This is a genomic window from Pseudarthrobacter sp. S9 (assembly GCF_050156545.1).
In the GTDB taxonomy this organism is placed as follows: Bacteria; Actinomycetota; Actinomycetes; order Actinomycetales; family Micrococcaceae; genus Arthrobacter.
This window is the reverse complement of the sequence record NZ_CP189576.1, coordinates 186,174-210,390: the sequence shown is the minus strand read 5'-3', so window position 1 is coordinate 210,390 and position 24,217 is coordinate 186,174. Positions and strand designations below refer to the sequence as shown.

20 protein-coding genes are annotated in these 24,217 nt (G+C 66.0%); 16 read left to right on the top strand and 4 right to left on the bottom strand.

The features are described from left to right. Positions 1 to 350: 350 nt before the first annotated feature. Positions 351 to 2,285, top strand: a complete 1,935-nt coding sequence (locus ACQCSY_RS01055) for a primary-amine oxidase (RefSeq protein ID WP_427132441.1) — start codon at positions 351 to 353, stop codon at positions 2,283 to 2,285. 552 nt (positions 2,286 to 2,837) lie between these two features. Here the strand turns inward: ACQCSY_RS01055 and sepH are convergent. Continuing rightward, positions 2,838 to 4,217, bottom strand: a complete 1,380-nt coding sequence (gene sepH / locus ACQCSY_RS01050) for a septation protein SepH (RefSeq protein WP_427132439.1) — start codon at positions 4,215 to 4,217, stop codon at positions 2,838 to 2,840. Between the two features lie 328 nt (positions 4,218 to 4,545). On the opposite strand from sepH, the gene ACQCSY_RS01045 reads away from it, so the two are divergent. The 3 genes from ACQCSY_RS01045 (at position 4,546) to ACQCSY_RS01035 (ending at position 7,494) form a co-directional block, all read left to right on the top strand. Then, a complete protein-coding gene (locus ACQCSY_RS01045; RefSeq protein WP_427132438.1) occupies positions 4,546 to 4,845 on the top strand; it encodes a DUF4193 domain-containing protein in 300 nt (99 codons plus the stop codon). A gap of 150 nt (positions 4,846 to 4,995) precedes the next feature. Continuing rightward, positions 4,996 to 6,393, top strand: coding sequence for an IS1380 family transposase (locus ACQCSY_RS01040; RefSeq protein ID WP_427130625.1), 1,398 nt, complete (start codon positions 4,996 to 4,998; stop codon positions 6,391 to 6,393). Between the two features lie 257 nt (positions 6,394 to 6,650). Next, positions 6,651 to 7,494, top strand: a protein-coding gene (locus tag ACQCSY_RS01035; RefSeq protein ID WP_427135584.1) for an IS5 family transposase whose coding sequence is annotated in 2 segments (ribosomal slippage) — positions 6,651 to 6,956 and positions 6,958 to 7,494 — 843 coding nt in all. Because the reading frame shifts where the segments join, the coding sequence is not laid out codon by codon here. Here the strand turns inward: ACQCSY_RS01035 and ACQCSY_RS01030 are convergent. Then, entirely contained in the window at positions 7,491 to 7,976 is a 486-nt protein-coding gene (locus ACQCSY_RS01030) for a DUF3093 domain-containing protein (RefSeq protein WP_427132436.1), read from the bottom strand. The two genes, ACQCSY_RS01035 and ACQCSY_RS01030, sit on opposite strands and share 4 nt — an antisense overlap. Before the next feature lie 191 nt (positions 7,977 to 8,167). On the opposite strand from ACQCSY_RS01030, the gene dut reads away from it, so the two are divergent. The 4 genes from dut (at position 8,168) to ACQCSY_RS01010 (ending at position 10,764) form a co-directional block, all read left to right on the top strand. Beyond that, positions 8,168 to 8,665: a dUTP diphosphatase gene (dut, locus tag ACQCSY_RS01025; RefSeq protein ID WP_427135582.1), complete on the top strand. Its 498-nt coding sequence runs from the start codon at positions 8,168 to 8,170 to the stop codon at positions 8,663 to 8,665. Between the two features lie 152 nt (positions 8,666 to 8,817). Beyond that, complete coding sequence (locus ACQCSY_RS01020; RefSeq protein WP_427132434.1) at positions 8,818 to 9,561, top strand: DUF3710 domain-containing protein; 744 nt, start codon at positions 8,818 to 8,820, stop codon at positions 9,559 to 9,561. Continuing rightward, positions 9,554 to 9,961, top strand: a complete 408-nt coding sequence (locus ACQCSY_RS01015; RefSeq protein WP_427132433.1) for a hypothetical protein — start codon at positions 9,554 to 9,556, stop codon at positions 9,959 to 9,961. The genes ACQCSY_RS01020 and ACQCSY_RS01015 overlap by 8 nt, the downstream gene beginning before the upstream one ends. Next, on the top strand, positions 9,958 to 10,764 hold the full coding sequence (locus ACQCSY_RS01010; RefSeq protein WP_427132431.1) for a DUF3159 domain-containing protein: 807 nt from the start codon (positions 9,958 to 9,960) through the stop codon (positions 10,762 to 10,764). Before ACQCSY_RS01015 ends, ACQCSY_RS01010 begins: the two co-directional genes overlap by 4 nt. Positions 10,765 to 10,838: 74 nt before the next feature. Here the strand turns inward: ACQCSY_RS01010 and ACQCSY_RS01005 are convergent, their stop codons facing one another. Together ACQCSY_RS01005 and ACQCSY_RS01000 are read right to left on the bottom strand one after the other, a co-directional pair. After that, positions 10,839 to 11,582: a potassium channel family protein gene (locus ACQCSY_RS01005; RefSeq protein ID WP_427132429.1), complete on the bottom strand. Its 744-nt coding sequence runs from the start codon at positions 11,580 to 11,582 to the stop codon at positions 10,839 to 10,841. After that, positions 11,583 to 12,254 (bottom strand): potassium channel family protein, encoded by a 672-nt coding sequence (locus tag ACQCSY_RS01000; protein WP_427132427.1) that lies wholly within the window; start codon positions 12,252 to 12,254, stop codon positions 11,583 to 11,585. 183 nt (positions 12,255 to 12,437) lie between these two features. On the opposite strand from ACQCSY_RS01000, the gene ACQCSY_RS00995 reads away from it, so the two are divergent. The 8 genes from ACQCSY_RS00995 (at position 12,438) to ACQCSY_RS00960 (ending at position 24,045) form a co-directional block, all read left to right on the top strand. After that, positions 12,438 to 14,414 (top strand): APC family permease, encoded by a 1,977-nt coding sequence (locus tag ACQCSY_RS00995; protein ID WP_427132425.1) that lies wholly within the window; start codon positions 12,438 to 12,440, stop codon positions 14,412 to 14,414. Continuing rightward, positions 14,411 to 15,787, top strand: a complete 1,377-nt coding sequence (locus tag ACQCSY_RS00990) for a class I SAM-dependent RNA methyltransferase (protein WP_427132423.1) — start codon at positions 14,411 to 14,413, stop codon at positions 15,785 to 15,787. The genes ACQCSY_RS00995 and ACQCSY_RS00990 overlap by 4 nt, the downstream gene beginning before the upstream one ends. 177 nt (positions 15,788 to 15,964) lie before the next feature. Next, positions 15,965 to 18,805, top strand: coding sequence for an aconitate hydratase (locus ACQCSY_RS00985; protein WP_427132421.1), 2,841 nt, complete (start codon positions 15,965 to 15,967; stop codon positions 18,803 to 18,805). 146 nt (positions 18,806 to 18,951) lie between these two features. Further along, positions 18,952 to 20,925: a 1-deoxy-D-xylulose-5-phosphate synthase gene (gene dxs / locus ACQCSY_RS00980; protein ID WP_427132420.1), complete on the top strand. Its 1,974-nt coding sequence runs from the start codon at positions 18,952 to 18,954 to the stop codon at positions 20,923 to 20,925. Positions 20,926 to 21,019: 94 nt separating this feature from the next. Next, positions 21,020 to 21,577: a hypothetical protein gene (locus ACQCSY_RS00975; protein WP_427132418.1), complete on the top strand. Its 558-nt coding sequence runs from the start codon at positions 21,020 to 21,022 to the stop codon at positions 21,575 to 21,577. An 85-nt stretch (positions 21,578 to 21,662) separates the two neighbouring features. Beyond that, entirely contained in the window at positions 21,663 to 21,911 is a 249-nt protein-coding gene (locus ACQCSY_RS00970) for a hypothetical protein (protein ID WP_427132416.1), read from the top strand. 96 nt (positions 21,912 to 22,007) lie between these two features. Continuing rightward, complete coding sequence (locus ACQCSY_RS00965) at positions 22,008 to 22,985, top strand: aldo/keto reductase (protein WP_427132414.1); 978 nt, start codon at positions 22,008 to 22,010, stop codon at positions 22,983 to 22,985. A 28-nt stretch (positions 22,986 to 23,013) separates the two neighbouring features. Then, positions 23,014 to 24,045 (top strand): nucleoside hydrolase, encoded by a 1,032-nt coding sequence (locus ACQCSY_RS00960; protein WP_427132412.1) that lies wholly within the window; start codon positions 23,014 to 23,016, stop codon positions 24,043 to 24,045. Positions 24,046 to 24,217 lie beyond the last annotated feature (172 nt).

The following is a 24,217-nucleotide window of genomic DNA, read 5'->3' as shown; positions in this document are numbered from 1 at the left end:
TCGGGGCTCTGGGTTTTCGCCCCGGAACGGTGTGCATCGGGTATGCGTCTTGCTAGCCGGAGGGCCCTGACCTGAAGGGGCTGCGTGCGGCGCGTCACTCCGGGTGGTGTGGTGTGCGACGTGGTGTGGTGCGACACAAAGCAAAAGACTAGATGCCGCCGGGCGTGCTGTCCATCTTTTTTCCACAACTGTCGAAAAAAATATGAATACGACAGGGTGAGGGCCCCGGAGTGAAGAAAGTTGGCGGCAGGCAGGGGGTCACTCTTGCGACCGAGCTCACACTTGCGTATTCTCTACACTCATAGAATTAACATTTCTGACCCCGCCGGGTCCGTCAGAACCGAGGTTCCATGAGCACACCGACCGAAGTATCGTCAGCCTCCTACCAACTGGCCTCCGCCGAGGAAATTCGCGAAGTGCAAGCCGTTCTGAAAGCCGACGGCCTGCTAAACGCGGATAACCGGATCGCCTACATGGGCCTTCTGGAGCCCACGAGGGGCACCGCAGCGGACTCTGAGGACCGCCGCTTCCGCGCATTCATCCTCGATACCTCCGGTGGCGCACCCAAGGACGTTACTGTGTCTGCCACACGTGGGCTGGTAATTTCCTCCGTCGACCTCGATACCTCTGTGGTCGGGGAACTGCCCGTCCTTGAGGAAGAGTTCGAGGTCGTGGAGAAGCTGCTGGCCACGGACGCGCGCTGGCTAAAGGCACTCGCTGAGAGGAACCTCGATGTCGCCAACGTGCGTGTGGCTCCGCTTTCTGCAGGCGTCTTTGAATATCCGGAGGAGAAGGGGCGCAGGATTCTCCGGGGCCTGGCGTTCGTTCAGAACTTCCCGGAGGACAGTGCCTGGGCGCACCCCGTAGACGGACTTGTCGCATACGTCGATGTCATGAACAAGTCTGTGGATCAGGTTCTGGACTTTGGTGTGTTCCCCCTGCCAGCGGAGCACGGGAATTACACCGATCCGGAGCTCACGGGGCCATTGCGCACCACCCAGAAGCCCATCAGCATCACCCAGCCGGACGGGCCCAGCTTCACGGTCACCGGCGGAAACCATGTCGAGTGGGAAAAGTGGAGTGTCGACGTCGGCTTCGATGCCCGCGAGGGGGTGGTGCTGCACAATATCGCCTTCCAGGACGGCGGCCGGAAACGGCCCATCATCAACAGGGCCTCCATCGCCGAGATGGTGGTTCCCTATGGCGACCCCTCCCCGGTCAGGTCCTGGCAGAACTACTTCGACACCGGCGAATACCTCGTCGGCCAGTACGCCAACTCCCTGGAACTGGGATGCGACTGCCTTGGCGAAATCACCTACCTCAGCCCGGTCATCAGCGACGCGTTCGGCAACCCCCGCGAAATCCGGAAAGGCATCTGCATGCACGAGGAGGACTGGGGGATCCTCGCGAAGCACAGTGACCTCTGGTCCGGCATAAACTACACGCGCAGGAACCGCCGCCTGGTGATCTCGTTCTTCACCACCGTCGGCAACTACGACTACGGCTTCTACTGGTACCTCTACCTCGACGGCACCATCGAGTTCGAGGCGAAAGCCACCGGCGTCGTGTTCACCTCCGCCTTCCCGGAGGGCGGATCGGCGAACATCTCGCAGCTGGCACCGGGCCTGGGCGCCCCGTTCCACCAGCACCTCTTCAGCGCCCGCCTGGACATGGCCATCGACGGCTTCACCAACCGGGTCGAAGAAGAGGACATTGTCCGGCAGCCGATGGGCGAAGGGAACGAGCGCGGCAACGCCTTCTCCCGGAAACGCACGCTTATCGCGCGTGAGTCTGAAGGGGCGCGCGAGGCCGATGCCCGCAGCGGGCGGACGTGGGTCATTTCCAACCCCGGGTCCAGGAACCGCCTGGGTGAACCGGTGGGCTACAAGCTCCATTCACAGGGTCAGCCGACCTTGCTGTCGGATCCGGATTCCTCCATTGCGCGGCGGGCGGCGTTTGCCACGAAGGACCTGTGGGTGACCCGTTTCGCGGAAGAGGAGCGGTACCCCACCGGTGACTTCGTGAACCAGCACGCAGGCGGAGCGGGCCTGCCCGAGTACATCGCCCAGGACCGGGACCTTGACGGACAGGACATCGTGCTCTGGCACACGTTCGGGCTGACGCACTTCCCACGGGTTGAGGACTGGCCCATCATGCCCGTGGACACGGTCGGATTCAAACTCCGCCCGGAAGGGTTCTTTGACCGCAGCCCCGTGCTGGACGTGCCCGCCTCGGCGCAGCCGTCCGGCGGACACTGCCACACCACAGTTAGTCCGAATACGTGAAGTCTCCATTGAAGGAATCGGATGGGAGAGCCCGGGCGGTGCAGGGAAAAGCGTGTTCCGCCTTGATCGCGCTCTCTTGTCTGGTTCATCTTTGGTTCATCCTCGGGCATGAACATTCGCTGCAGTTTCAGGCTCTGGCAGCCGTAATGATTGCTCTGTGTGCTCCCTGCTCCGTGCACGTTTGGAGGAATGGAAGTGTCCGTGCCCTGCGCACTGTCATCACCTCGGCTTTCATAATGGTGGCAGTCCACACTGTCCTGCTACTGGACAAGGGCCGGCCGCAGGCACACGTTCACGCAGCGGGCGGAGGAAATAGTCCATCCGGACAAGGAGCGGAATCCGCCCTGATGCTGGGAATCATCGCCCTGGAAATCGTTACGGCGTTGGTCGCGGCCACGCTTGTGGCGCGGCTTCGAGGGCAAGAAGCCAGAAAAGAAGCCAGAGTGGCTGGGGATCTGCAGGCTCCTGGACGTACCGGGTGGGCACGGGTGAGCACAGTCGACTCTACTAGTAGCCGGCCCAGCCGCTGCCCTTGAGGGACACGCCGGTGGTTCAGTCGCCGCGGGTTCCGAAGACTATCTCATCCCAGCTGGGAACGCTGGAGCGCTTCGGTTTGGCTGGTTGCCGCTCCGGCTGCTCGGCCGCGGCATCGGTTCGGGCACCCGCCTGGGACTCGCGGTGCTGACGGCGGGAAGTCCCCCCGCCGAGGAGCTCGTCCAGTCCAGGGCTTGAGGTGGGTCCCTGGTCCGCTGGCCGCAGCTGAGAGGCCGCGAGGGTGATCTCCCGGGTCTCGGTGCTGACGCCGTCGTGCAGTTTCAGGGCGTCGTCCCCGTCCGGGAGGCGGGGGGCCAGGGTGAGCCGGGACAGCATGGACGGCCGGCCGTCGCGCCGGCGGGCGAAGGCGTCCGGATCCGGCTGGGGTGCCGCGTCCGGCGACGGAGTATTTTCCGGTTCCGGCGTCGCGGAGTGGTCGTTCGCAGGAGCGGGCCCGGGATCGGACTCCGGTTCCTTATCCGGGACTACTTCGGAGGGCCGCGGGTGGGCGGCCGGAACGCCGTTGGTCAGGAGCATCGCGAGGGCGTCGTCGGCGTCTTCGTCCACGCCGAGGCGCTGTCCCCGGCGGGAGCGCAGCATGTCGAGAAGGCCGTCGGCGTCCTGTTCCTGATGGATCCTGTCCTGCTCGAGCAGCATCTGTTGGATGACGTTATGCTGGGCGGTCGCTGTACGGGCCGCGGCATCGGCGTCGGTTTCAAAGTCGAAAGGCCGGTCGGAGACAGCCGAGAGCCGGCGCGTCGGCACAGGGCCGCCCAGGGGCTCGAGTTCGCTGAGCTGCTGCGCCCAGCGGTTGGCATTCTGAAGGGACTTCCTGGCGGGATTGAAAGTCCACATGGCCGGCGGTTCTTCGCCGATGCCGGAGGGGCCGCCCGGCTTCGGTTCGAAGCGGGCCACCACGTTCCAGCTGCCGTCAGGGCGACGCCAGGAGTCCCATTCCAGGCTCGATGCTTCGATGCCGTGCGCCGTCAGGCGGTGCTCGACCATATCGCTGAGGGACGCCGGGTTGTCGCCGAAAACAGAACGGTAGACATCGTGGCCGGGGGCGGGGGATGCGACTTCCACTTTGCGGGCCTGCTGGGCGATGTACTCGCGCTCGGCGAGGACCGGTCCTTCATAGCGCTGGACTTTCGCCAGCGGAATGCCGGAAAGTTCCGCCACTTCGGCGGCCGTTCCGCCGCTGCGGATCCGCGCCTGGATATCGCGTGGAGACATGGCAATGGGCGGTGTGCCTGCGCCGGAACCGGCCTTGGCCGACGTCCGGCTGGCTGCCACCCGAAGTGCCTCATCGATCGGCAGCCGGAACATCTCGCCGCCGGTGCCGCTCAACAGGAGATGCTCCCCGTCGTCGTGGACGCCTACAAGCCGTAGATCCCGCATACAAATCCTCCACCCTGGCATTACTAACAATCGAAACTCTGCCACTCGCGGGGCATAATTCCGGTTAGGAAAGCAGGCGCGCCGTGATTTTCCGCGACCTTCCGCCCGTTTTCGGGCCGTTGGCGGGCGGCGGCCGGTGGAAGGGACCACTGGGCTCTGGCAATCCAAAGGTGCTTAAGCAAGAATGACCGACACCGGGCACAAAAACCGCGCGTCCGGCGTTGACATCGGTGAACCGCTCCAGGGAGGGGCCCGGGGCTACAAGCCCGGCCGGACCGTCCCGGAACGGCGAACCAACCGAACAAATGCGGAGTGTGAGCAACAAATAATGGCGACAGATTACGATGCGCCACGCAAGACCGAAGAGGACCTCAGCGAGGATTCCATTGAGGCATTGAAAGCGCGGCGTACGGAGAAGCCGACGGCTGTGGTGGATGAAGATGAATCCGATCTTGCCGAGGGCTACGAACTCCCCGGCGCGGACCTGTCCGGGGAGGAACTGCTGGTCCGGGTGCTGCCCGCCCAGGCAGACGAATTCACCTGTGCCTCCTGCTTCCTAGTCCGCCACCGTTCGCAGATCGCCCGCGAAAAGGACGGCCTGAAGTACTGCAAGGAGTGCGAGGCCTAGGGCCGTCCTGCCTGGGCGGCGGGTCTTAGCCTGAATCCACCGGTTGGGTTTGGGCCGGTCCGGCGTTTTAAACCGGAAATGCCCTTCTGATCAGGGAAAATAGGACTTGTCTAGAGTTCCGTTTTCGCCTTGCAGAGGAGCATTCCGTAGATGCAACTTTTCCATACCCAGTCGGCTATTTCCAGCGCTTTTGATGATCCGAATCTCGTGTCGGCCGCGGGGCTGGTCCCGGTCATGGGTCTGGCCGGGAAAACCGGGCTCGGGGAACTGGTCGATGAGCATCTGAAACTGCCGGACTATTTCGGTGCCAACGCGGGGTTGAAGATCACGGCCCTGGTCGCCGGGATGGTTGCCGGCGCCGATTCCATCGATGACATGGGACTGCTGCGCCACGGTGGGATGGGGAAACTGTTCAAGGGCACCTACGCGCCTTCGACGCTGGGATCGTTTCTGCGGACGTTCACTTTCGGCCATGTCCGCCAGCTCGACGCGGTCGCCTCCCGCTGGCTGCCCGCATTGGCCAGGGCCGCCCCGGTCACGGCCGGGATCGACGCTCTGGCACTGGTCGATATCGACGACACGGTCAAGGCGACCTACGGCTATCAGAAACAGGGCACCGGTTACGGGTACAACGGCGTCAAGGGCCTGAACGCGCTGATCGGGACCGTCACCACCAACGAGGCCGCACCGGTCATCACCGGGGCGCGGCTGCGCAAAGGCGCCACCAGTTCGGCGCGCGGGGCCGGCAAATTCGTGGCCGACACCCTCGCCAACGTGAATCGGCTGCGCCCGTCGGACGCGGACGGCATGGTGCTGCTGCGCGCGGACAGCGCGTTCTACAACCACGCGGTCGTCACCGCCGCGGCACGGGCCGGCGCGAAAGTCTCGATCACGGCCCGGATGGACCCGCACGTGAAGAAAGCCATCGCGAAGATCCCGGACTCCGCGTGGGAGAAGATCAAATACACCAATGCGATCTTCGACGAGGAATCCAACACCTGGATCTCCGATGCCGAGGTCGCCGAAATCGGGTTCACCGCGTTCATTTCCAAGAAAAAGGAAGACCGCGTTACCGGCAGGCTGGTGGTCCGCAGGGTTCCGGAACTGAACCCCAAGGCCGTCACGGGTCAGGAAACCCTGTTCGACACCCACCGGTTTCACGCGTTCTTCACCACCGTCGCCGCAGACGTCCTGGACACCGTCAAGGCGGATAAGACCCACCGCGCCCACGCGGTGATCGAGCAGGTCCATTCCGATCTGCGCGCCGGTCCGCTGGCCCACCTACCCTCAGGAAAGTTCAACGCCAACGCCGCCTGGCTCGCCGCCGCGGCCATGGCGTTCAACCTCACCCGCGCCGCGGGCACCCTCGCCGGAGGGCATTTCGCCAAAGCCACCACCGTGACGATCCGGACCAAAATCATCAACGTCGCCGCCCGGACCGCATCTTCGGCCCGGCGTATCAGACTGCATCTGCCCGAAAACTGGCCGTGGCAGGACGGTTGGGAAAAGCTCTTCGACACGATCTTCCCGCCGCCCAAACCGGCCTGAACCCTGTCAATCCAGCCGATACGACGCAACCGAAAGAAACAGTGGAACACCACCGGACAGCGAGGTCCTGCCATCCACCCTGCCCCCGGCCCGAAAACAAGACTGAATCAGAATCCGGCCATCAGCGACAGCCGACCGGTGGATTCAGGCTTAGGGCGTGTCTCCTAATGCTGGGGGTGGCTTTTTGGCAAAATTGAGTGGTGAGTTCGCGTTATGCCTTGTTGTCCGATGCCCAGTGGGAGTTCATTGCCCCGTTGATGCCTGATTCGTCGGGGAAACCGGGGCGGCCGTTCAATGACCACCGGTTGATGACAGAGGGCATCATCTACCGCTACCGGGCAGGTATCCCGTGGCGGGATCTCCCTTCCCATTTCGGGTCGTGGAAGACCGTGTGGAAGCACCACCGCCGCAACAGCGCCAGCGGGACCTGGGACAGGGTGCTGGCTGCGCTGTTGACCCGTGCCGACGCACAAGGGCTGATCAACTGGGAGGTGTCGGTGGACTCCACGGTCAACCGTGCCCACCAGCACGGCACGAACCTTCCCCGCCACACAGGGGGACCTCTCGAATTACAGGAATCTGCTTGATGAGCCGGATGATCATGCCGTCGGACGCTCCCGCGGCGGCCTGACCACGAAGATCCATGCCCTGGTTGACGGCAACATGCGCCCCTTGGTCCTGCTCCTGGGGCCCGGGCAGGGCGGGGACTCGCCCATGTTTGAAAACCTCATGGATGCCCTGAAGGTCGAACGGGAAGGTCCCGGCCGGCCCCGCAGCCGCCCGGACCGGGCCATGGCTGACAAAGCCTACTCATCCAAAGCGATCAGGAGCTACCTGCGCGGGCGTGGCATTGAATGCGTCATCCCCGAAAAGGACGACCAGAAAGCCAACCGGAAACGCAGGGGCTCCTCCGGAGGACGGCCCGTCACCTACGACAAGGACGCGTACAAGCGGCGCAATGTCGTCGAACGCAGTTTCAACACCCTCAAGCAATGGCGCTCCCTGGCCACTCGCTACGACAAATTGGCCCTCACCTACCGCTCAGCGGCCGTTCTGCACGCCGTCGTCATCTGGAGCACACGATTAGGAGACACGCCCTAGGACTGAAGCGCGGAAATCAGCTGCTCGGGGCGCCGGGTGGACGTGAGCCAGTAGGGCGTGCGGTCGGAGGGATCGGTGATCTCGATGCGGACCACCGGATCCACCCAGCCGCGGATGCAGAGGAACGCCAGTCCGTTGAGCCGCGTGCCGCGCTCCGCCGTAGCTTCCTTGCCGCGGAATGCCGCCGCGCTGCCGAGGAAGCGGCGTTCAATCGTGGCCCTGCCAACCCGGAGCGTCGCCTTGGTCACTGTGATGGACGGCGTGGACAGGATCAGCAGCACAGTGATGATGGCGAAGAGCACTATCGCGGCGGTGATGCCGGCTGCGATGCTGATGGGCGCCAGCATGAGGATCCCGGCGCTGGACAGTCCCGCCGACACCAGCCAGATCCAGAAGTTCGGCCACAGCTTCTCGGTGTAAAGAACGGTGGCGTCACTGGGTGCGCTTTGGGGGGCAGGCGCAGCTGCACTGGATTCCGGCATGAGCCCAGCTTTTCATCTTTCGCGCCCTATTTCATCTCGGGTTCATCTCGGGGCCCCGCCCCGGCTACAGGGCGCATGGACCGGGCCGGCCGTGGCTAGGCCTATCTTCGTTGCTGGCGTTAGAGTGAGGGACTGTGACTGAAGAAAACACCGCCGTAGTAGACGCCGCCGTGATCGCTGCCGGGACCACCTTGCCTGCAGAGCCCGCGGCAACCGGCGCCGGGGAGTACGGGGCCCCCACCCTGACCGTGCAGCTGAAGATGCTCGACGACGGGCTGGAACCGCCGTCGTACGCGCACCCGGGCGACGCCGGAGCGGACCTGCGCACCCGCGAGGACGTCGTGCTGGAGCCGGGGGAGCGCCGCCTCGTGCCGACGGGGGTGTCCATTGCCCTCCCGGACGGCTTCGTCGCCCTGATCCACCCGCGCTCCGGCCTCGCCACCAAGCACGGGCTGACCGTCGTGAACGCCCCCGGCACCGTTGATGCCGGCTACCGCGGCGAAATTGCCGTGACATTGCTGAATACCGACCGCCATCAGGCGATCGAACTGCGGCGCGGCGATAGAATTGCACAAATGGTCATCCAGCGCGTGGAGTACGCCAGGTTCCTTCGCGTCGAGGAACTTGGGGGCTCGGTCCGCGGCCACGGTGGCTTCGGCTCCACCGGCGGCTTCCGCGCACCGGCCTGACCCCAGGTTCCCGTCTGGCCAGGAGTTATGCAGGAAATTCAAGTGCAGGGATATTTGAGCAGGCGCGGCCCAGGGAATGAGGCAGGCGCCACGCGGACAGGCGCCGCGCAGGCGCCGCGGCGCCACAGGATCACAACTAAGGAGACAACCCCATGGTTTTTGGGCGTGGCAGGAAAGCCAAACAGGAACAGCTGACAGAACCGGGTGAAACCCAGGACGCTGTTGCTGACGGCTCCGCCGGAACTTCCGCAGGTGATTACAGCGGCGACGCCGCCGGCGGAGCCGTCCGCGGTGCCACCGGCCCCTTCGACGTCTCGGAAATCGAGAGCCAGGACGGCTATGTGGATCTCGGTGCGCTCCTGATCGCGCCCCGCGAGGGCCTGCAGCTGCGCCTGGAAGTCGAGGAAGCCACCCAGCGCGTCGTGGCTGTCACGATGGACCTGGAAGGCTCCAGCCTCCAGCTGCAGGCTTTCGCCGCTCCCCGTTCCGAAGGGCTCTGGGACGAAATCCGCGAGCAGATCGGCCAGTCCGTCGGCAGCCAGGGCGGCCAGGTCGAGGAGATCCAGGGCACCTTCGGCACGGAGCTTGTCGCCAAGCTCCCCGCCGGCGGCACCGACGGAAGCCAGGGATACCGTGTGGCGCGCTTCATCGGCGTCGACGGCCCGCGCTGGTTCCTCCGTGGCGTCCTGGGCGGCGAGGCCGCCCTGGACCGCGACGCCGCGGCCGGGCTCGAAGGGCTCTTCCGTCAGATCGTGGTGGTCCGAGGCGAGAATCCCATGCCGCCGCGCGATCTGCTGCAGCTGCGCCTCCCCAAGGACACCGCCGCGCCGTCCCCTAAGACGTCTCCCGAGTTCGAACAACCCGAACGCGGACCGGAGATTACCCAGATTGGCTGATGCCGCCAGCAGGAAACCTGTTGCCTCGGTCTCCGTCAGGGCACTGCCGGACCGCGGGCGGGTGCTCTGCCACGGATTCATCGAGTCCGTCACCTTCGTGCCGGCCAACCAGGTGGCGTCATTCATCGCCATCGTGATCGACCACGACGCGCCGGCGCCCAAGCCCCGCACGGTGGCGATCAACGCCGCGCCTGCCAACCGGGTGCCGGCCGGCGCGCAGCGCCAGCGAACCTCCGGTCCCAAGGACCGGCTGCGGGTGGTGTGGCTGGGACGGCGCCGCATCCCCGGAGTCGACGCCGGCACGGAGCTCCGGCTGGAGGGCATGGTCACCATGCGTGACGGGCTGCCCACGATCTTCAATCCCCGCTACGAAATACTCTCCCGCCAGGAGGAGCAATGACCTTGCCCGAACACCCCGCGCGCGGACGTCAAGAGCCGGGAACGCAAGAGCCGGGAACGCAAGAGCCGGGAACGCAAGAGCCGGGAACGCAAGAGCCGTCGCAGTCCGGTGCAGGCCAGCCTACGGTGGCCCAGCTCGCCGAGGACTATGCGGCGAAGGCCGGACTTCACAGGTCCAGCAACGGCAACATCGACGTGCTCAAGAGCGCCGGAGGCATCCAGGGCATCGCCGAGAGCATCCTGCCGGGACTCGTCTTCCTCGTCGCCTTCACGATTAACGATCACAAGCTGCCCCTGGCATTGATCTCCGCACTCGTGACGGCCGCGGCCTTCACTATCGGCCGGCTGATCCAGCGCAGGCCGCTGACGCAGGCGCTGGCGGGGATTATCGGCGTCGGCCTGTCCGCCTGGCTCGCCAGCTCCACAGGAAAGGCCGAGGACTTTTACGTCCTCGGGTTCCTCACCAACGTCGGGTACATCCTGGCGATGTCCGTCTCGATTGCCGTGCGCTGGCCCGTGGCCGGGCTACTCTTCGGCTTCATCCGGAACGAAGGCCTCGAGTGGCGCAAGCACCCGGCCAGGATGAAGGCGTACCGGATCGGCACCTGGGTGATCGTCTCGGTGATGGCCCTGCGCCTGGTGGTCCAGGTCCCGCTGTACCTGATGGGCGAGTCCGGACTGGGCGCCCTGGCCACGACCCGGCTCCTCATGGGTGCGCCGCTGTACATTCTCGGCGTGTGGGTGGCCTGGCTGCTGACCCGGCCCGCCCCGGCTCCGGCCGACGAGGGAACCGATCGCAACTAGTTAGCCCCAATGAGCTATCAGCAAACGTCGTTCCCAGCCTTCAAAACGACGCTTGCTGATAGCGCAACCGCGAACTAGCCCTCGAAGCCGTCATCCCCGGCCGGCTGGTTCCCGTGGCCGTGCTGGTCCGAGGTCACCGGGTGCTGCTCATCAACGAGGGACTCGGGCGCGAGCAGGGCGCGGAGTTCGTCCTCGGCCGCGATCGTGGTCACAAAGAACAGCTCGTCCCCGCCGTCGAGCACGTCATCCCGGCTCGGTGTGATCGGCGCCTGGTCCCGCAGGATCGCCACGAGGGTGGAGTCCTCGGGCCACTGGACAGCGCCCACGGTCAGACCGATCACGTGCGAATCGTGGGGGACCGTGAACTCGACCAGTGAGGACACTCCCGTCTGGAGCGTCAGCAGCCGGACGAGGTCGCCGATCTCCACCGCTTCTTCCACGAGTGCGGTCATCAGCTGCGGGGTGTTAACCGCGACGTCGACGCCCCAGGAGTCATCGAACATCCAGTCGTTCTTGGGGTTGTTGACCCGGCCGACCGTCCTGCCGACGCCGAACTCCGTCTTGGCCAGCAGCGAGACCACGAGGTTGACCTTGTCGTCACCGGTGGCGGAGACCACGACATCGGCGTCCTCCAGTTTGGCGTCCTGCAGCGTGCTCAGTTCGCAGGCATCGCCGACCAGCCAGTGGGCGCCGCGCAGCCCGCTGCGGCCGATCACCTCCGGCTTCAGATCGATCAGCAGGATTTCGTGCTTGTGGGCCAGCAGTTCGCGCGCGATCGAAGAACCGACGCTTCCCGCACCGACGATGACGACTTTCACTTAGGACTCCTTGGCGGGGGACTGGGCAAGAATGTGGGCGACCTCGGAGCTGCGGTCCACGTTCAGCATGGCGTGGACGGTGTCGCCGTCCTGGTACGAGGTACCGGCCCCGGGCAGCATGCCCTCACCGAACCGGGTCAGGTAGGCGACGCGGATGCCCGCAGCCTTCTCGATCGACGTCACGGGGTGCCCGACCCAGCCGGGGTTGAGCTCCACCTCGGCGAGGACGAGCCGGCCCGAGGGTTCCCGGAAATCGCCGGCAATATGCTGCTCGGGCAGGATCCGGCGGAGCACCTGGTCGGCGCTCCAGCGCACCGCGGCCACCGTGGGGATGCCGAGGCGCTGGTAGATCTCCGCGCGGCCCGGATCGTAGATCCGAGCCACCACGTGGGGGACGTGGAAGGTCTCGCGGGCCACGCGGGTGGCCAGGATGTTGGAGTTGTCGCCGCTGGAGACGGCCGCGAACGCATACGCCTCCTCGACGCCGGCCCGCTTGAGCGTCTCCCGGTCGAAGCCGACGCCGGTGACCTTGCGGCCGGAGAAACCCGTCCGGAGCCGCCGAAAGGCACGGTCGTCCTGGTCGATGATGGCCACCGAATGGCCGGCGTCCTCAAGCGTGTGCGCCAGGGTTGCGCCCACACGCCCACAACCCATGATCACGAAGTGCGCCACACGTGCCTCCTCTTTGCTTCTGTGTCTGTAGGTTCTGTGTCTGCAGGTTCTGCGTCGGATACTGCGTAAAACTCTACCGGCCACGCGGCGTCCGGAGGCCAAGTCCCGGCACCGCGGCGCCGCACCGGCGGTTCGGGACTTCGCCGTCATGACATCGCGTCCGAATCAGACTAGCTTTGTGTGGTGCTGACAATTTTCAATGCCGTGAAGCGGGTGCTGGTAGGGAGGCCCTTCCGGAACGACCGTCTGGCCCACACCCTGTTGCCGAAGCGGATTGCGCTTCCCATCTTCGCTTCGGATGCGCTGTCCTCCGTGGCGTATGCGCCGGATGAAATCCTCCTGACGCTTGCCCTTGCCGGAGTCAGCGCGGTGGCGTTCTCGCCGTGGGTGGGCCTGGCCGTCATGGTGGTCCTGCTGACCGTCGTCGCCTCCTACCGCCAGAACGTCCACGCCTATCCGTCCGGCGGTGGCGACTACGAGATCGCGAACGTGAACCTGGGCAAGTACGCGGGACTGACCGTCGCGGCTGCGCTGCTCGTGGACTACGTGCTGACCGTCGCCGTGTCGATGTCCTCGGCCGCCGCATACCTGACCACAGCCGTCCCCTCGCTCCACGGCCAGCAGGCGGTCATCGCGACGATCGGCGTCGTCATCCTGGCCCTCGTGAACCTGCGGGGCATCCGCGAAGCCGGCAGCGTCTTCGCCGTGCCGACCTACATCTTCATGGCTTCCATCCTGGGCATGACCGCCGTCGGTATCTTCCAGGCCGTGAACGGCCAGCTCGGCGAAGCGCCCTCCGCCGCCTTCGAAATCGTGCCGCAGGCCGGCTTCGACGAAGGGATGGTCGGCCTGGCCGGCGCCTTTCTGCTGCTCCGGGCGTTCTCCTCCGGCGCCGCCGCGCTGACCGGGGTCGAGGCCATCAGCAACGGCGTGCCGAACTTCCAGAAACCCAAGAGCCAGAACGCGGCCACCACGCTGCTGCTGCTCGGTGTGATCGCCTCCTCCATGCTGGCCGGCATCATCTACCTGGCGAATGCCACGAAGGTGCACATCGTCCTGGACCCGGCCAAGGAATTCCTCCTGGGCGGGAAGCCGCCGGCGGAGGACTACATCCAGAACCCGGCCATCAGCCAGATCGCCCAGACCGTCTTCGGCGAAGGATCCATCGCGTTCTACATCGTGGTCGCCGCCACTGGCGTGATCCTGGTGTTCGCGTCCAATACCGCCTTCAACGGCTTCCCCGTCCTCGGCTCGATCCTGGCCCAGGACGGCTACCTGCCGCGTCAGCTGCGCACCAGGGGAGACCGCTTGGCCTTCAGCAACGGCGTCCTGGCGCTGGCCGCCGGCGCCCTCGTGCTGATCATCGCCTTCAACGCCGACGTCACCAAACTCATCCAGCTCTACATCGTGGGCGTCTTCATTTCGTTCACGATGAGCCAGCTGGGCATGGTCCGGCACTGGGGCCGGGAACTGAAGCTCGCCAAGGACCCTGCGGTGAAGCTGCGGATGATCAAGTCCCGCACCATCAACATGATCGGCTTCGCCATGACCTCCCTCGTCTTGGTGATTGTCCTCATCACCAAGTTCGAGCAGGGCGCCTGGATCGCGCTGCTGGCGATGTTCGTCCTGTTCCTCATCATGTGGAGCATCCGGGCACACTACGACAACGTGGCCAAGGAACTGGCCGTGGACGAGGACTCCTCACCGCGGGCGCTGCCCACCCGGGTGCATGCCGTGCTGCTGGTCTCGCACGTCCGCAAGCCGGTCCTGCGGGCCCTCGCCTACGCCCGCGCCTCGCGCCCCTCGCGGCTGGACGCCATCACGGTCGACATCAGCCCGGAAGAGACCGAGCAGACCCTCGCGGACTGGGAGAAGCTGGAAATCCCGGTGCCGCTGACGGTCCTCGCCAGCCCGTTCCGCGAAACGGTCACGCCGATCATGGAGTACATCACGAACATGCGGCGTGACTCGCCGCGTGACCTGATCGTGGTCTACATCCCCGAGTACGTGGTGGGCAAATGGTGGGAGCAGCTGGTCCACAACCAGACCGCGCTGCGGATCAAGACCCGGCTGCACTTCGAACCCGGCGTCATGGTGGCGAGCGTGCCGTGGCAGCTGAAGTCCTCCGAAGAAGCCAAGAGACTGCAGGATATCCAATGAGCCCCGACACCCAGACGCACGCCCAGACCGACCTCGTCGTCGACGTCGGGCCGGTCGCCCACGGCGGGCACTGCGTGGCCCGGCACGAGGGACGCGTGGTGTTTGTCCGGCACGCCATCCCCGGCGAAAAGGTCCGGGTCCGGGTCACCGACGACGGCGCGGCGGCCAAATTCTGGCGCGCCGATGTGGTGGAAGTCCTCGAGGCATCCCCGGACCGCGTGGACCATTTCTGGGACCTCGCCGATTCCCGCCGCTCCTGGTCCCACCGCCACCCGCCTGTCGGCGGCGCCGAACTGGGCCACATTTCACTGGAACGCCAGCGCAGCCTCAAGGCCGAGGTGCTGGCCGAACAGCTGCGGCGCCTGGCCGGCGTCGAGATTTCACCGGAAGTGGAAGCCGTGGGGGAGCCCGCCCCCGGATTGGCGGCGGCAGCAGGCACGGCAGCTGCAAGGCCGGCAGGCCTCGGCTGGCGGACCCGCGCGGGCTTCGCCGTGACACCGGGCGGCAAGCTCGGCATGCACGCCCACCGCTCCGATTCCGTCCTGCCCGTCCGCGAGATGCCGCTAGCCGTGGACGGCATCAATGCGATCCGGCTCTGGGAGATCGACCTGCAGGGCATCGACCGCGTCGAGGTCGCGGCCCCGGCCAACGGCTCCCGCCCGCTCGTGCTGCTGGTCCCCGCCCCGGGAACCCGGGCCAAGCGCCTCAGCGCCATCCTCGCCCAGCTGCCCGACGACGTTTCCGTGGCGAGCTTCGATCCCGCCAAGGGGGAGGTGCTGCAGCTGCGCGGCCGCACCTACGTGCAGGAAACCGCGGCCGGCCACGAATACCGCGTCACCGGCGACGGCTTCTGGCAGATCCACCGGGACGCCCCGGACACCCTCGTGGGGGCCGTCACCGGTTTCCTGCACGACGGCGGCTACCTCGCACCGGGGGGCGTGGTGGCCGACCTGTACGCCGGCGCCGGGTTGTTCACGGCGCCGTTGGCCGATGCCGTGGGCGTGACCGGCTCCGTGCTGTCGGTCGAAGGCTCGCCGGGCACCAGCCGGGATGCGCGCAAGAACCTCCACGACGCCACCCAGGTGGAGATCGTCCAGGGGCGGGTGGAACGGGTGCTGCGCCAGAAACCGCGCAACTTCGACGCCCTCGTGCTGGACCCGCCCCGGGCCGGTGCCGGGAAGTCCGTCGTGAACCAGCTGATCGGGGCCGGACCCCGGGCCGTCGCCTACGTTTCCTGCGATCCGGCGTCATTCGCCCGCGACCTGGGCTACTTCCAGGAGGGCGGCTGGGGGCTGGCAGGCCTGCGGGCCTTCGACCTGTATCCGCACACCCATCACATGGAGACGGTGGCGTTACTGACTCCCCAGCGCTGAAACCACTAGGATGGGCGGAGTAGTCCGTCGTCGCGCTCCGACTTCACGGCTGATCCCTGTATTCAGTGCCAGCAATCCGTACGACTTTGCACTGATGCTTGTACTAGTTAGGCTGACCTAACTAGTAAGGGGTCGGCGGCGCGACAAAGATGAAACTGTTGCGAGAGGAGTCCTGCGATGAGCATTGTGGACAGCTTCGGTTCAAAAGGCAAACTTAATGTAGCCGGTACCGAATACGAAATTTTCCGGTTGAACTCCGTTGAAGGTGCAGAAAACCTTCCGTTCAGCCTCAAGGTATTGCTTGAAAACCTGTTGAGGACCGAGGACGGCGCCAACATTACGGCCGATCACGTCCGCGCACTGGCCGGCTGGGATCCCAGCGCCGAGCCCGACACTGAAATCCAGTTCACGCCGGCGCGCGTGATCATGCAGGACTTCACTGGCGTGCCCTGCGTAGTGGACCTCGCCACCATGCGTGAGGCCGTCAAGGAACTCGGCGGAGACCCCAAGCGGGTCAACCCGCTGGCACCGGCCGAAATGGTGATCGACCACTCCGTGCAGATCGACGTCTTCGGCAACTCCGGCGCGCTGGAGCGCAACATGGAGATCGAATACCAGCGCAACGGTGAGCGCTACCAGTTCCTGCGCTGGGGCCAGACCGCGTTTGACGACTTCAAGGTGGTCCCGCCGGGAACCGGCATCGTGCACCAGGTCAACATCGAATACCTGGCCCGCACCATCATGACCCGCGAGGTGGACACCGAAACAGGCACAGTCCTCCGTGCCTACCCGGACACCTGCGTCGGCACCGACTCGCACACCACCATGGTCAACGGCCTGGGCGTGCTGGGCTGGGGCGTGGGCGGCATTGAAGCCGAGGCTGCCATGCTCGGCCAGCCCGTCTCCATGCTGATCCCGCGCGTCGTGGGCTTCAAGCTGACCGGATCCATTCCGGCCGGCGCCACCGCCACCGACGTCGTCCTGACCATCACCGAGCAGCTGCGCAAGCACGGCGTGGTCGGCAAGTTCGTGGAGTTCTACGGCGAAGGCGTCGCGGCTGTGCCGCTGGCAAACCGCGCCACGATCGGCAACATGAGCCCGGAGTTCGGCTCCACGGCCGCCATGTTCCCGATCGACGACGTCACCCTCGAGTACCTGCGCCTCACCGGCCGGTCCGAGGAAAACGTGGCCCTCGTGGAGTCCTACGCGAAGGAACAGGGCCTCTGGCACGATCCCTCCCGCGAGATCAAGTTCTCCGAGTACCTCGAGCTGGACCTGTCCACGGTTGTCCCCTCCATCTCAGGCCCGAAGCGTCCCCAGGACCGGATCGAGCTCACGAATTCCAAGGAGCAGTTCCGCAAGGACATCCACAACTACGTTTCGCTCGACGCCGGCAGCGTGGACGAGTCCCTGGACGAGTCCTTCCCGGCCTCGGATCCGCCCTCCTTCACGCACGCCGATTCCCACACCACGGAAATCGAGCGTGTGGAGTCCGCGGCCAACGGCGCCGACGGGCGTCCGAGCAGCCCGGTGCACATCAAGACCGCAGACGGCCGCGAGTTCGAACTGGACCACGGCGCGGTCTCGATCGCCTCGATCACCTCCTGCACCAACACGTCCAACCCGTCCGTGATGCTGGCCGCCGCACTGCTGGCCCGCAACGCCGTCGACAAGGGCCTGACCTCCAAGCCGTGGGTCAAGACCTCAGTCGCCCCCGGTTCCAAGGTGGTCACCGACTACTACGAGAAGTCCGGCCTGACCCCGTACTTGGAGAAGCTCGGCTTCTACATCGTGGGCTACGGCTGCGCGACCTGCATCGGCAACTCCGGACCGCTCGACGCCGAAATCTCCGAGGCCATCCAGGCCAACGACCTCTCCGTCACGGCCGTGCTCTCCGGTAACCGCAACTTCGAAGGCCGGATCAACCCGGACGTGAAGATGAACTACCTGGCCTCCCCGCCGCTGGTCATCGCGTACGCCCTGGCCGGTTCCATGGACTTCGACTTCGACGCCGACGCCCTGGGCCAGGATGAGGCCGGCAACGACGTCTTCCTGAAGGACATCTGGCCGAACCCGGTCGAGGTCCAGCAGGTCATCGATTCCTCGATCGACAAGGACATGTTCGCCCGCGGCTACGAGGGCGTCTTCGACGGCGACGACCGCTGGAAGGCACTCGACACCCCGGCAGGCGACACCTTCGCCTGGGACCCGAACTCCACCTACGTGCGGAAGCCCCCGTACTTCGAGGGCATGAAAGCACAGCCGGATCCGGTAACGGACATCAGCGGCGCCCACGTGCTGCTCAAGCTCGGCGATTCGGTCACCACGGACCACATTTCACCGGCCGGCTCCTTCAAGTCGGACACCCCGGCCGGGCAGTACCTGTTGGCCAACGGTGTGGAACGGAAGGACTTCAACTCCTACGGCTCGCGCCGTGGCAACCACGAAGTCATGATCCGCGGCACCTTCGCGAACATCCGCATCAAGAACCAGCTGCTTGCTGACTTCAACGACGGCGCGGGCGTCGAGGGTGGCTTCACCCGCGACTTCACCCAGGCCGACGGCCCGCAGGCCTACGTCTACGACGCCGCCCAGAACTACCAGGCTGCCGGCACCCCGCTGGTGGTCCTGGCAGGCAAGGAGTACGGCTCCGGCTCGTCCCGTGACTGGGCTGCCAAGGGCACCGCGCTCCTGGGCGTCAAGGCTGTCGTGGCCGAGAGCTACGAGCGCATCCACCGCTCCAACCTGATCGGCATGGGCGTCCTGCCCCTGCAGTTCCCGGCCGGCGAATCCGCCGCAACCCTGGGGCTGACCGGCACGGAAACCTTCGCTGTTGAGGGCGTCACCGCCCTGAACGAAGGCACCACGCCGAAGACCCTCAAGGTCACCGCCACCGCTGTTGACGGCTCCGCCAAGTCCTTCGATGCGGTCCTGCGCATCGATACCCCGGGCGAGGCGGACTACTACCGCAACGGCGGCATCCTGCAGTACGTGCTGCGCCAGATCTCCGCTAACTAGTGGAGTAGCCTGCGCATCAGGCAGCCAGGCGCATCGTGAAGGCCCCGGCCGGTCATTGACCGGCCGGGGCCTTCACGTTCCGGCACGGCGGCTGGGTCCGAGGCGTTAGAGTTAAAAGGTATGTCTACCATCCGAAGGAGGGGCCGTTGGGAATCTTGGATACCATCCGGAATCCGCAGGACCTGAGCAAGTTGTCCGAGGCGCAGCTGGATCGGCTGGCAGCCGAGGTCAGGGACTTCCTGATCGGCAACGTCTCCCAGACGGGAGGGCACCTGGGCCCGAACCTCGGAGTCGTCGAGCTGACCATCGCGGTCCACCGGATCTTCGATTCCCCCCGCGACAGCATCGTGTTCGACACCGGACACCAGTCCTACGTGCACAAACTCCTCACCGGACGCCAGGATTTCAGCACCCTCCGCCAGCAGGGCGGCCTGTCCGGCTACCCTGACCGGGGCGAATCCGAGCACGACATCCTCGAAAGCTCGCACGCCTCCTCCTCGCTGTCCTGGGCCGACGGCATCTCCCGCGCCCGGCAGCTGACCGGCGACGGGGACCGCTTCGTGATCGCCGTCGTGGGCGACGGCGCCCTGACCGGCGGCATGGCCTGGGAGGCCATCAACAACATTGCGGCGGACAAGAAACGCCGCGTCGTGATCGTCGTCAACGACAACGGCCGCTCCTACGCGCCGACCGTGGGCGGCTTCGCCGACTACCTCGCCTCCCTGCGCCCCACCATCGATTCCCTCCGCGCCGCCCCCGCCTATGAAGGCACCCTGGAATGGTGGAAGCGGAAACTGCAGAACGGCGGCCCCGTAGGACAGTTCACCTACAAGAGCCTGCATGCCATGAAGAAGGGCCTCAAGGACTGGTGGGCGCCGCAGGGCATGTTCGAGGACCTCGGCATGAAGTACATCGGCCCTGTCGACGGCCACAACCTCCAGGCCATGGAGCATGCCCTCTCCACGGCCAAGAACTACGCCGGACCCGTGATCGTGCACGCCATGACGGAAAAGGGCCACGGCTACGCGCCCGCCCGCGCCCACGAGGCCGACCAGTTCCACGCCGTCGGGATCATCGACCCCGAGACGGGCGAACCCACGGAAGCCGGCGGCGCGAAGTCCTGGACCTCCGTCTTCGCCGATGAGATCGCCGACATCGCGGACGAGCGCAAGGACATCGTGGGCATCACCGGCGCCATGCTGATCCCGGTCGGGCTGCACAAGTTCGCGGCCCGGCACCCGGAGCGCGTGTTCGACGTCGGCATCGCCGAACAGCACGCCCTCACCTCGGCCGCCGGCATGGCATTCGGGGGACTGCACCCCGTCGTCGCCGTCTACGCGACGTTCCTGAACCGCGCCTTCGACCAGCTTCTGATGGACGTGGCCCTGCACAAGGCCGGCGTGACCATCGTCCTGGACCGGGCCGGGGTCACCGGACCGGACGGCGCCAGCCACCACGGCATGTGGGACATGGCCATGGTCCAGATTGTTCCCGGACTGCACCTGGCGGCACCCCGCGACGCCACCCGGCTACGGGAGGAACTGCGCGAAGCCGTGGCCATCGAGGACGCACCGAGCGTGATCCGTTACTCCAAGGGCAGCGTCGGGGCCGAGGTCGAAGCCCTTGAGCGCCTCAGCGACGGCGTGGACGTGCTCGCCCGCCGCCCCTCAGGCTCCACGGAAAACGACGTCCTGATTGTCAGCGTCGGCGCGATGTCCGAACTCGCGCTCGATGTCTCCAACCGGCTCGGCGCCCAAGGCATCAGTTCCACCGTCGTGGACCCCCGCTGGGTCCTGCCGGTCCGGAACTCCATCATCGCCCTCGCCTCGCACCACCGGCTCGTCATCTGCATCGAGGACGGCGTGCGCGCCGGCGGCGTCGGCTCGCGGATCCGCCAGGAGATGCGTGCCGCCGGTGTGGATACGGCCCTCAACGAGGTCGGGCTCCCGGTGGAGTTCCTGGATCACGGAACCCGGAGCCAAGTGCTCCAACGCGTCGGCCTGACCGCCCAGCAAGTCACCCACGACGTCGTCGCGCAGGTTTTGGGGACCAAGGTGCCGTTCGCACGCCCCCTGCCCGGCCAAGAACACCCCAGCACCGGCAGCCTGCCGCTGCTGTAGCCAGCACGTTTGAGAAGTAATTTCTGAGAAGCAAATACCGTCCGACGGCACCACCCCAGTGCTGTTGCCGTACGGTCCAGGAAGGAACTGGCACATGAGCGGAATTATCCGGGTCTACAAGCGCAACGAAGAAGGGGTCCTCGAATTCCGGGAAGCCTGGTTTGACGAGGAGTACAGCCAGTTCGTGATGAACCACGGCGTCGTCGGGCACCAGAGCACGACCGAAGAAACCGACGTCGCTGACGCCGCCGCTGCCGAGGGCCTCATGGCGGCCTTTGCTGTGCAGTGCGCCGAGGACGGCTACGCCGAGATCCCGGAGGAAGAGCAGTTCTGGGTGGTGGCCCAGTACGCCCTGAAGACCAAGGACGGCACAATCCGGGACCGCTACCTGGAAGAAAAGGCCAAGGACGCCCTGATCAGCCACCTGGCCTGGCGCGGCCTGGGCGTTGTGGACCGCTCCGAATTTTCCGACGCCAAGCTCAACATCTTCTGCCTGACCCCGGACGTCAACAAGACCGTCAACGCCATCAAGGTGTGCATCCGCGGCGAGGACCTGGACTTCACCAAGCTGAGCATCGGCGCCGCACCGTTCGGAGAGAACACGTTCAAGGTCAAGCACTCGCCGAAGCCGGCCAACAGCTTTACCCTTTAATTCTCCATACTTCACTCTCTGAGATTCACTCACGAAGTTCGTACCGCGTTTCACCGGCATTTTGCATTGCAAGGAACACATCAGTTTGGGGGCAACCAACTGGAAGGCAACCGCCATGACGCCGAAGTCCTTTGAACCAGGCCGCACCCCGCTTCCGCGCGGGATCGCGACGCCCGCCCGCAGGTCTCTTGCGCACGCGGGGGTGGAAACACTGGAACAGCTCGTGCAGCTCGGCGAACGCCGGCTTGCCGGCATGCCGGGGGTCTGCCCGCGCACCCTGGCCCAGATCCAGGACGCCATGGACGAACACGACCTGGAGCTGCCCGCGGGCTAGCCGGGCCGGCTCCGGCACTCCCGCCTCCCGGCCGCCTCCCGACAGCCTCCCGACCGCCAGACCGGGAGGCGCGTCCGGCCGTTATAGGGTGAATTCATGACTGAATACCGCCGCGTGGGAAATTCCGGATTGACTGTCTCCGTCGTGGGACTCGGCTGCAACAACCTGGGCCGGTCGGGCACGGCGACCGAATCGCAGGAGGGCACCGACGCCGTCGTGCATGAAGCGCTGGATGCCGGCATCACCTTCTTCGACGTCGCCGACAACTACGGCCGGGAGCCCGGCCTCAGCGAAACGATGCTGGGCAAGGCCCTCGCCGGGCGCCGTGACGACGCGGTCGTGGCCACGAAATTCGGCATGGACGTGCGGGGAGCCAACGGCAACGACTTCGGCGCGCGCGGATCCCGCCGTTACGTCATCAAGGCCGTGGAGGCGTCCCTGCGGCGGCTCGGGACGGACTGGATCGACCTCTACCAGTTCCACACCCCGGACCCCCTGACGCCGATCGACGAGACGCTCGCGGCGCTCGACGAGCTCGTGAGCAGCGGCAAGGTCCGCTACATCGGCCACTCCAACCGTGCCGGCTGGCAGATTGCCGAGGCAGAATTCGTGGCCCGGGCCCGCGGCGGAGCACGCTTCATCTCGACCCAGAATCACTACAACCTGCTGGACCGCCGCGCCGAGCTTGAGGTCACGCCCGCCGCCGAAGCCTACGGCCTGGGCGTGCTGCCGTACTTCCCGCTCGCCAACGGCCTGCTCACCGGCAAGTACGCGCCGGACACCGCTCCTGCGGGGTCCCGGCTGAGCCATACCCGCACCCACCTGGTCCACGACGCGGACTGGGAGCAGCTGGATGCCTTCGGCACCTTCGCCGCGGCGCGCGGCCTCAACGAAATCCAGGTCGCTTTCTCCTGGCTCGCCGCCCAGCCCTCGGTCAGCAGCGTCATCGCCGGCGCCACCAAGCCCGAACAGGTCCGGCAGAACGCCGCCGCCGTCGCCTGGAAGCCGAGCGCTGCGGAGCTGGCCGAAATCGACGACCTTTTCCCGAGGACGCCGAAGGTCGCGCTGTTCTGAGAGGGATTGTTCTAAAGGTGCTGTACTGATGCATTCCGTCCTGATGGACGTCGACACCGGGATCGACGACGCCCTGGCTCTGGTCTACCTGCTGTCCCGGCCCGACGTCCGGCTGCAGGCCATCACCTGCACCGCCGGGAACGTCGGGGCCCGGCAGGTGGCGCTGAACAACCTGGCCTTGCTTCAGCTGTGCGGCCGGCAGGGGATCGAGGTCGCCATCGGGGCCGAGGTGCCGCTGGAAATCCCGTTGGTCACGACGGAAGAGACCCACGGGCCGCAGGGGATCGGCTACGCCGCGCTGCCGTCGCCCGCCCAGCAGATCTCGCCGCGGCACGCCGTCGACGTCTGGGTGGAGGAGGTCCGTGCGCATCCGGGGGAGATCACCGGGCTGATCACCGGCCCGCTGACCAACTTCGCCCTGGCCGTGCGCCGCGAACCGGAACTCCCGCTGCTGCTCAAGGGACTTGTCATCATGGGCGGGAGCTTCTACTACCAGGGCAACACGACGCCGACGGCGGAATGGAACGTCTCGGTGGACCCGCACGCGGCCAAGGAGGTCTTTGAGGCGTACCGCGGCCTGCCCGAGGACAAGCTTCCGCTGGTGTGCGCCCTGGAAACCACGGAGCGGATCGAAATGCGGCCGGAGCATCTGCGGCGGCTCGCGGAGGCCGCCGGCGCCGCCGGGCCCGAGCTCGTCCTGCCCGAACAGCCCGAGGGGCTGCGCAGCACCTCCAGCAGCCCGCTGGTCGCGTGCCTGTCGGACGCGATCCGGTTCTACATGGAATTCCACCGCCTCTATGACCAGGGGTATGTGGCGCATATGCACGACGCCTTTGCGGCGTGCGCCGCCGTGGAGCGCACGCCGTTCGCCGCGCGGCTGGCCACGGTCGACATCGAGACCGGGTCCCCGCTGCTCATCGGCACCACGGTGGCCGACTTCCGCGGACTCTGGGGACTGCCGCCCAACGCCCGGATCGTCTCCGACAACAATCCGGAAGACTGTTTTGACGAGCTGATTTCCTCCGTCGGTGCCTTGGCCCGCCGGCTGGGCGGCCGTTAGCGGTAACTGCTCCGGACCCGTCCCGTGGAGTCATCCGTGGGGTGTTCCTTGGCGTCCCCGCCGATCGCTAGGATGGTAGCTGCGCCGAGGTGACATAGGCGCACATTTGCTGCATCCGGCCGCTGTATCAGGAACCTGTAGCGGGAGCCTGTATCAGGAACAGAACAGTCGC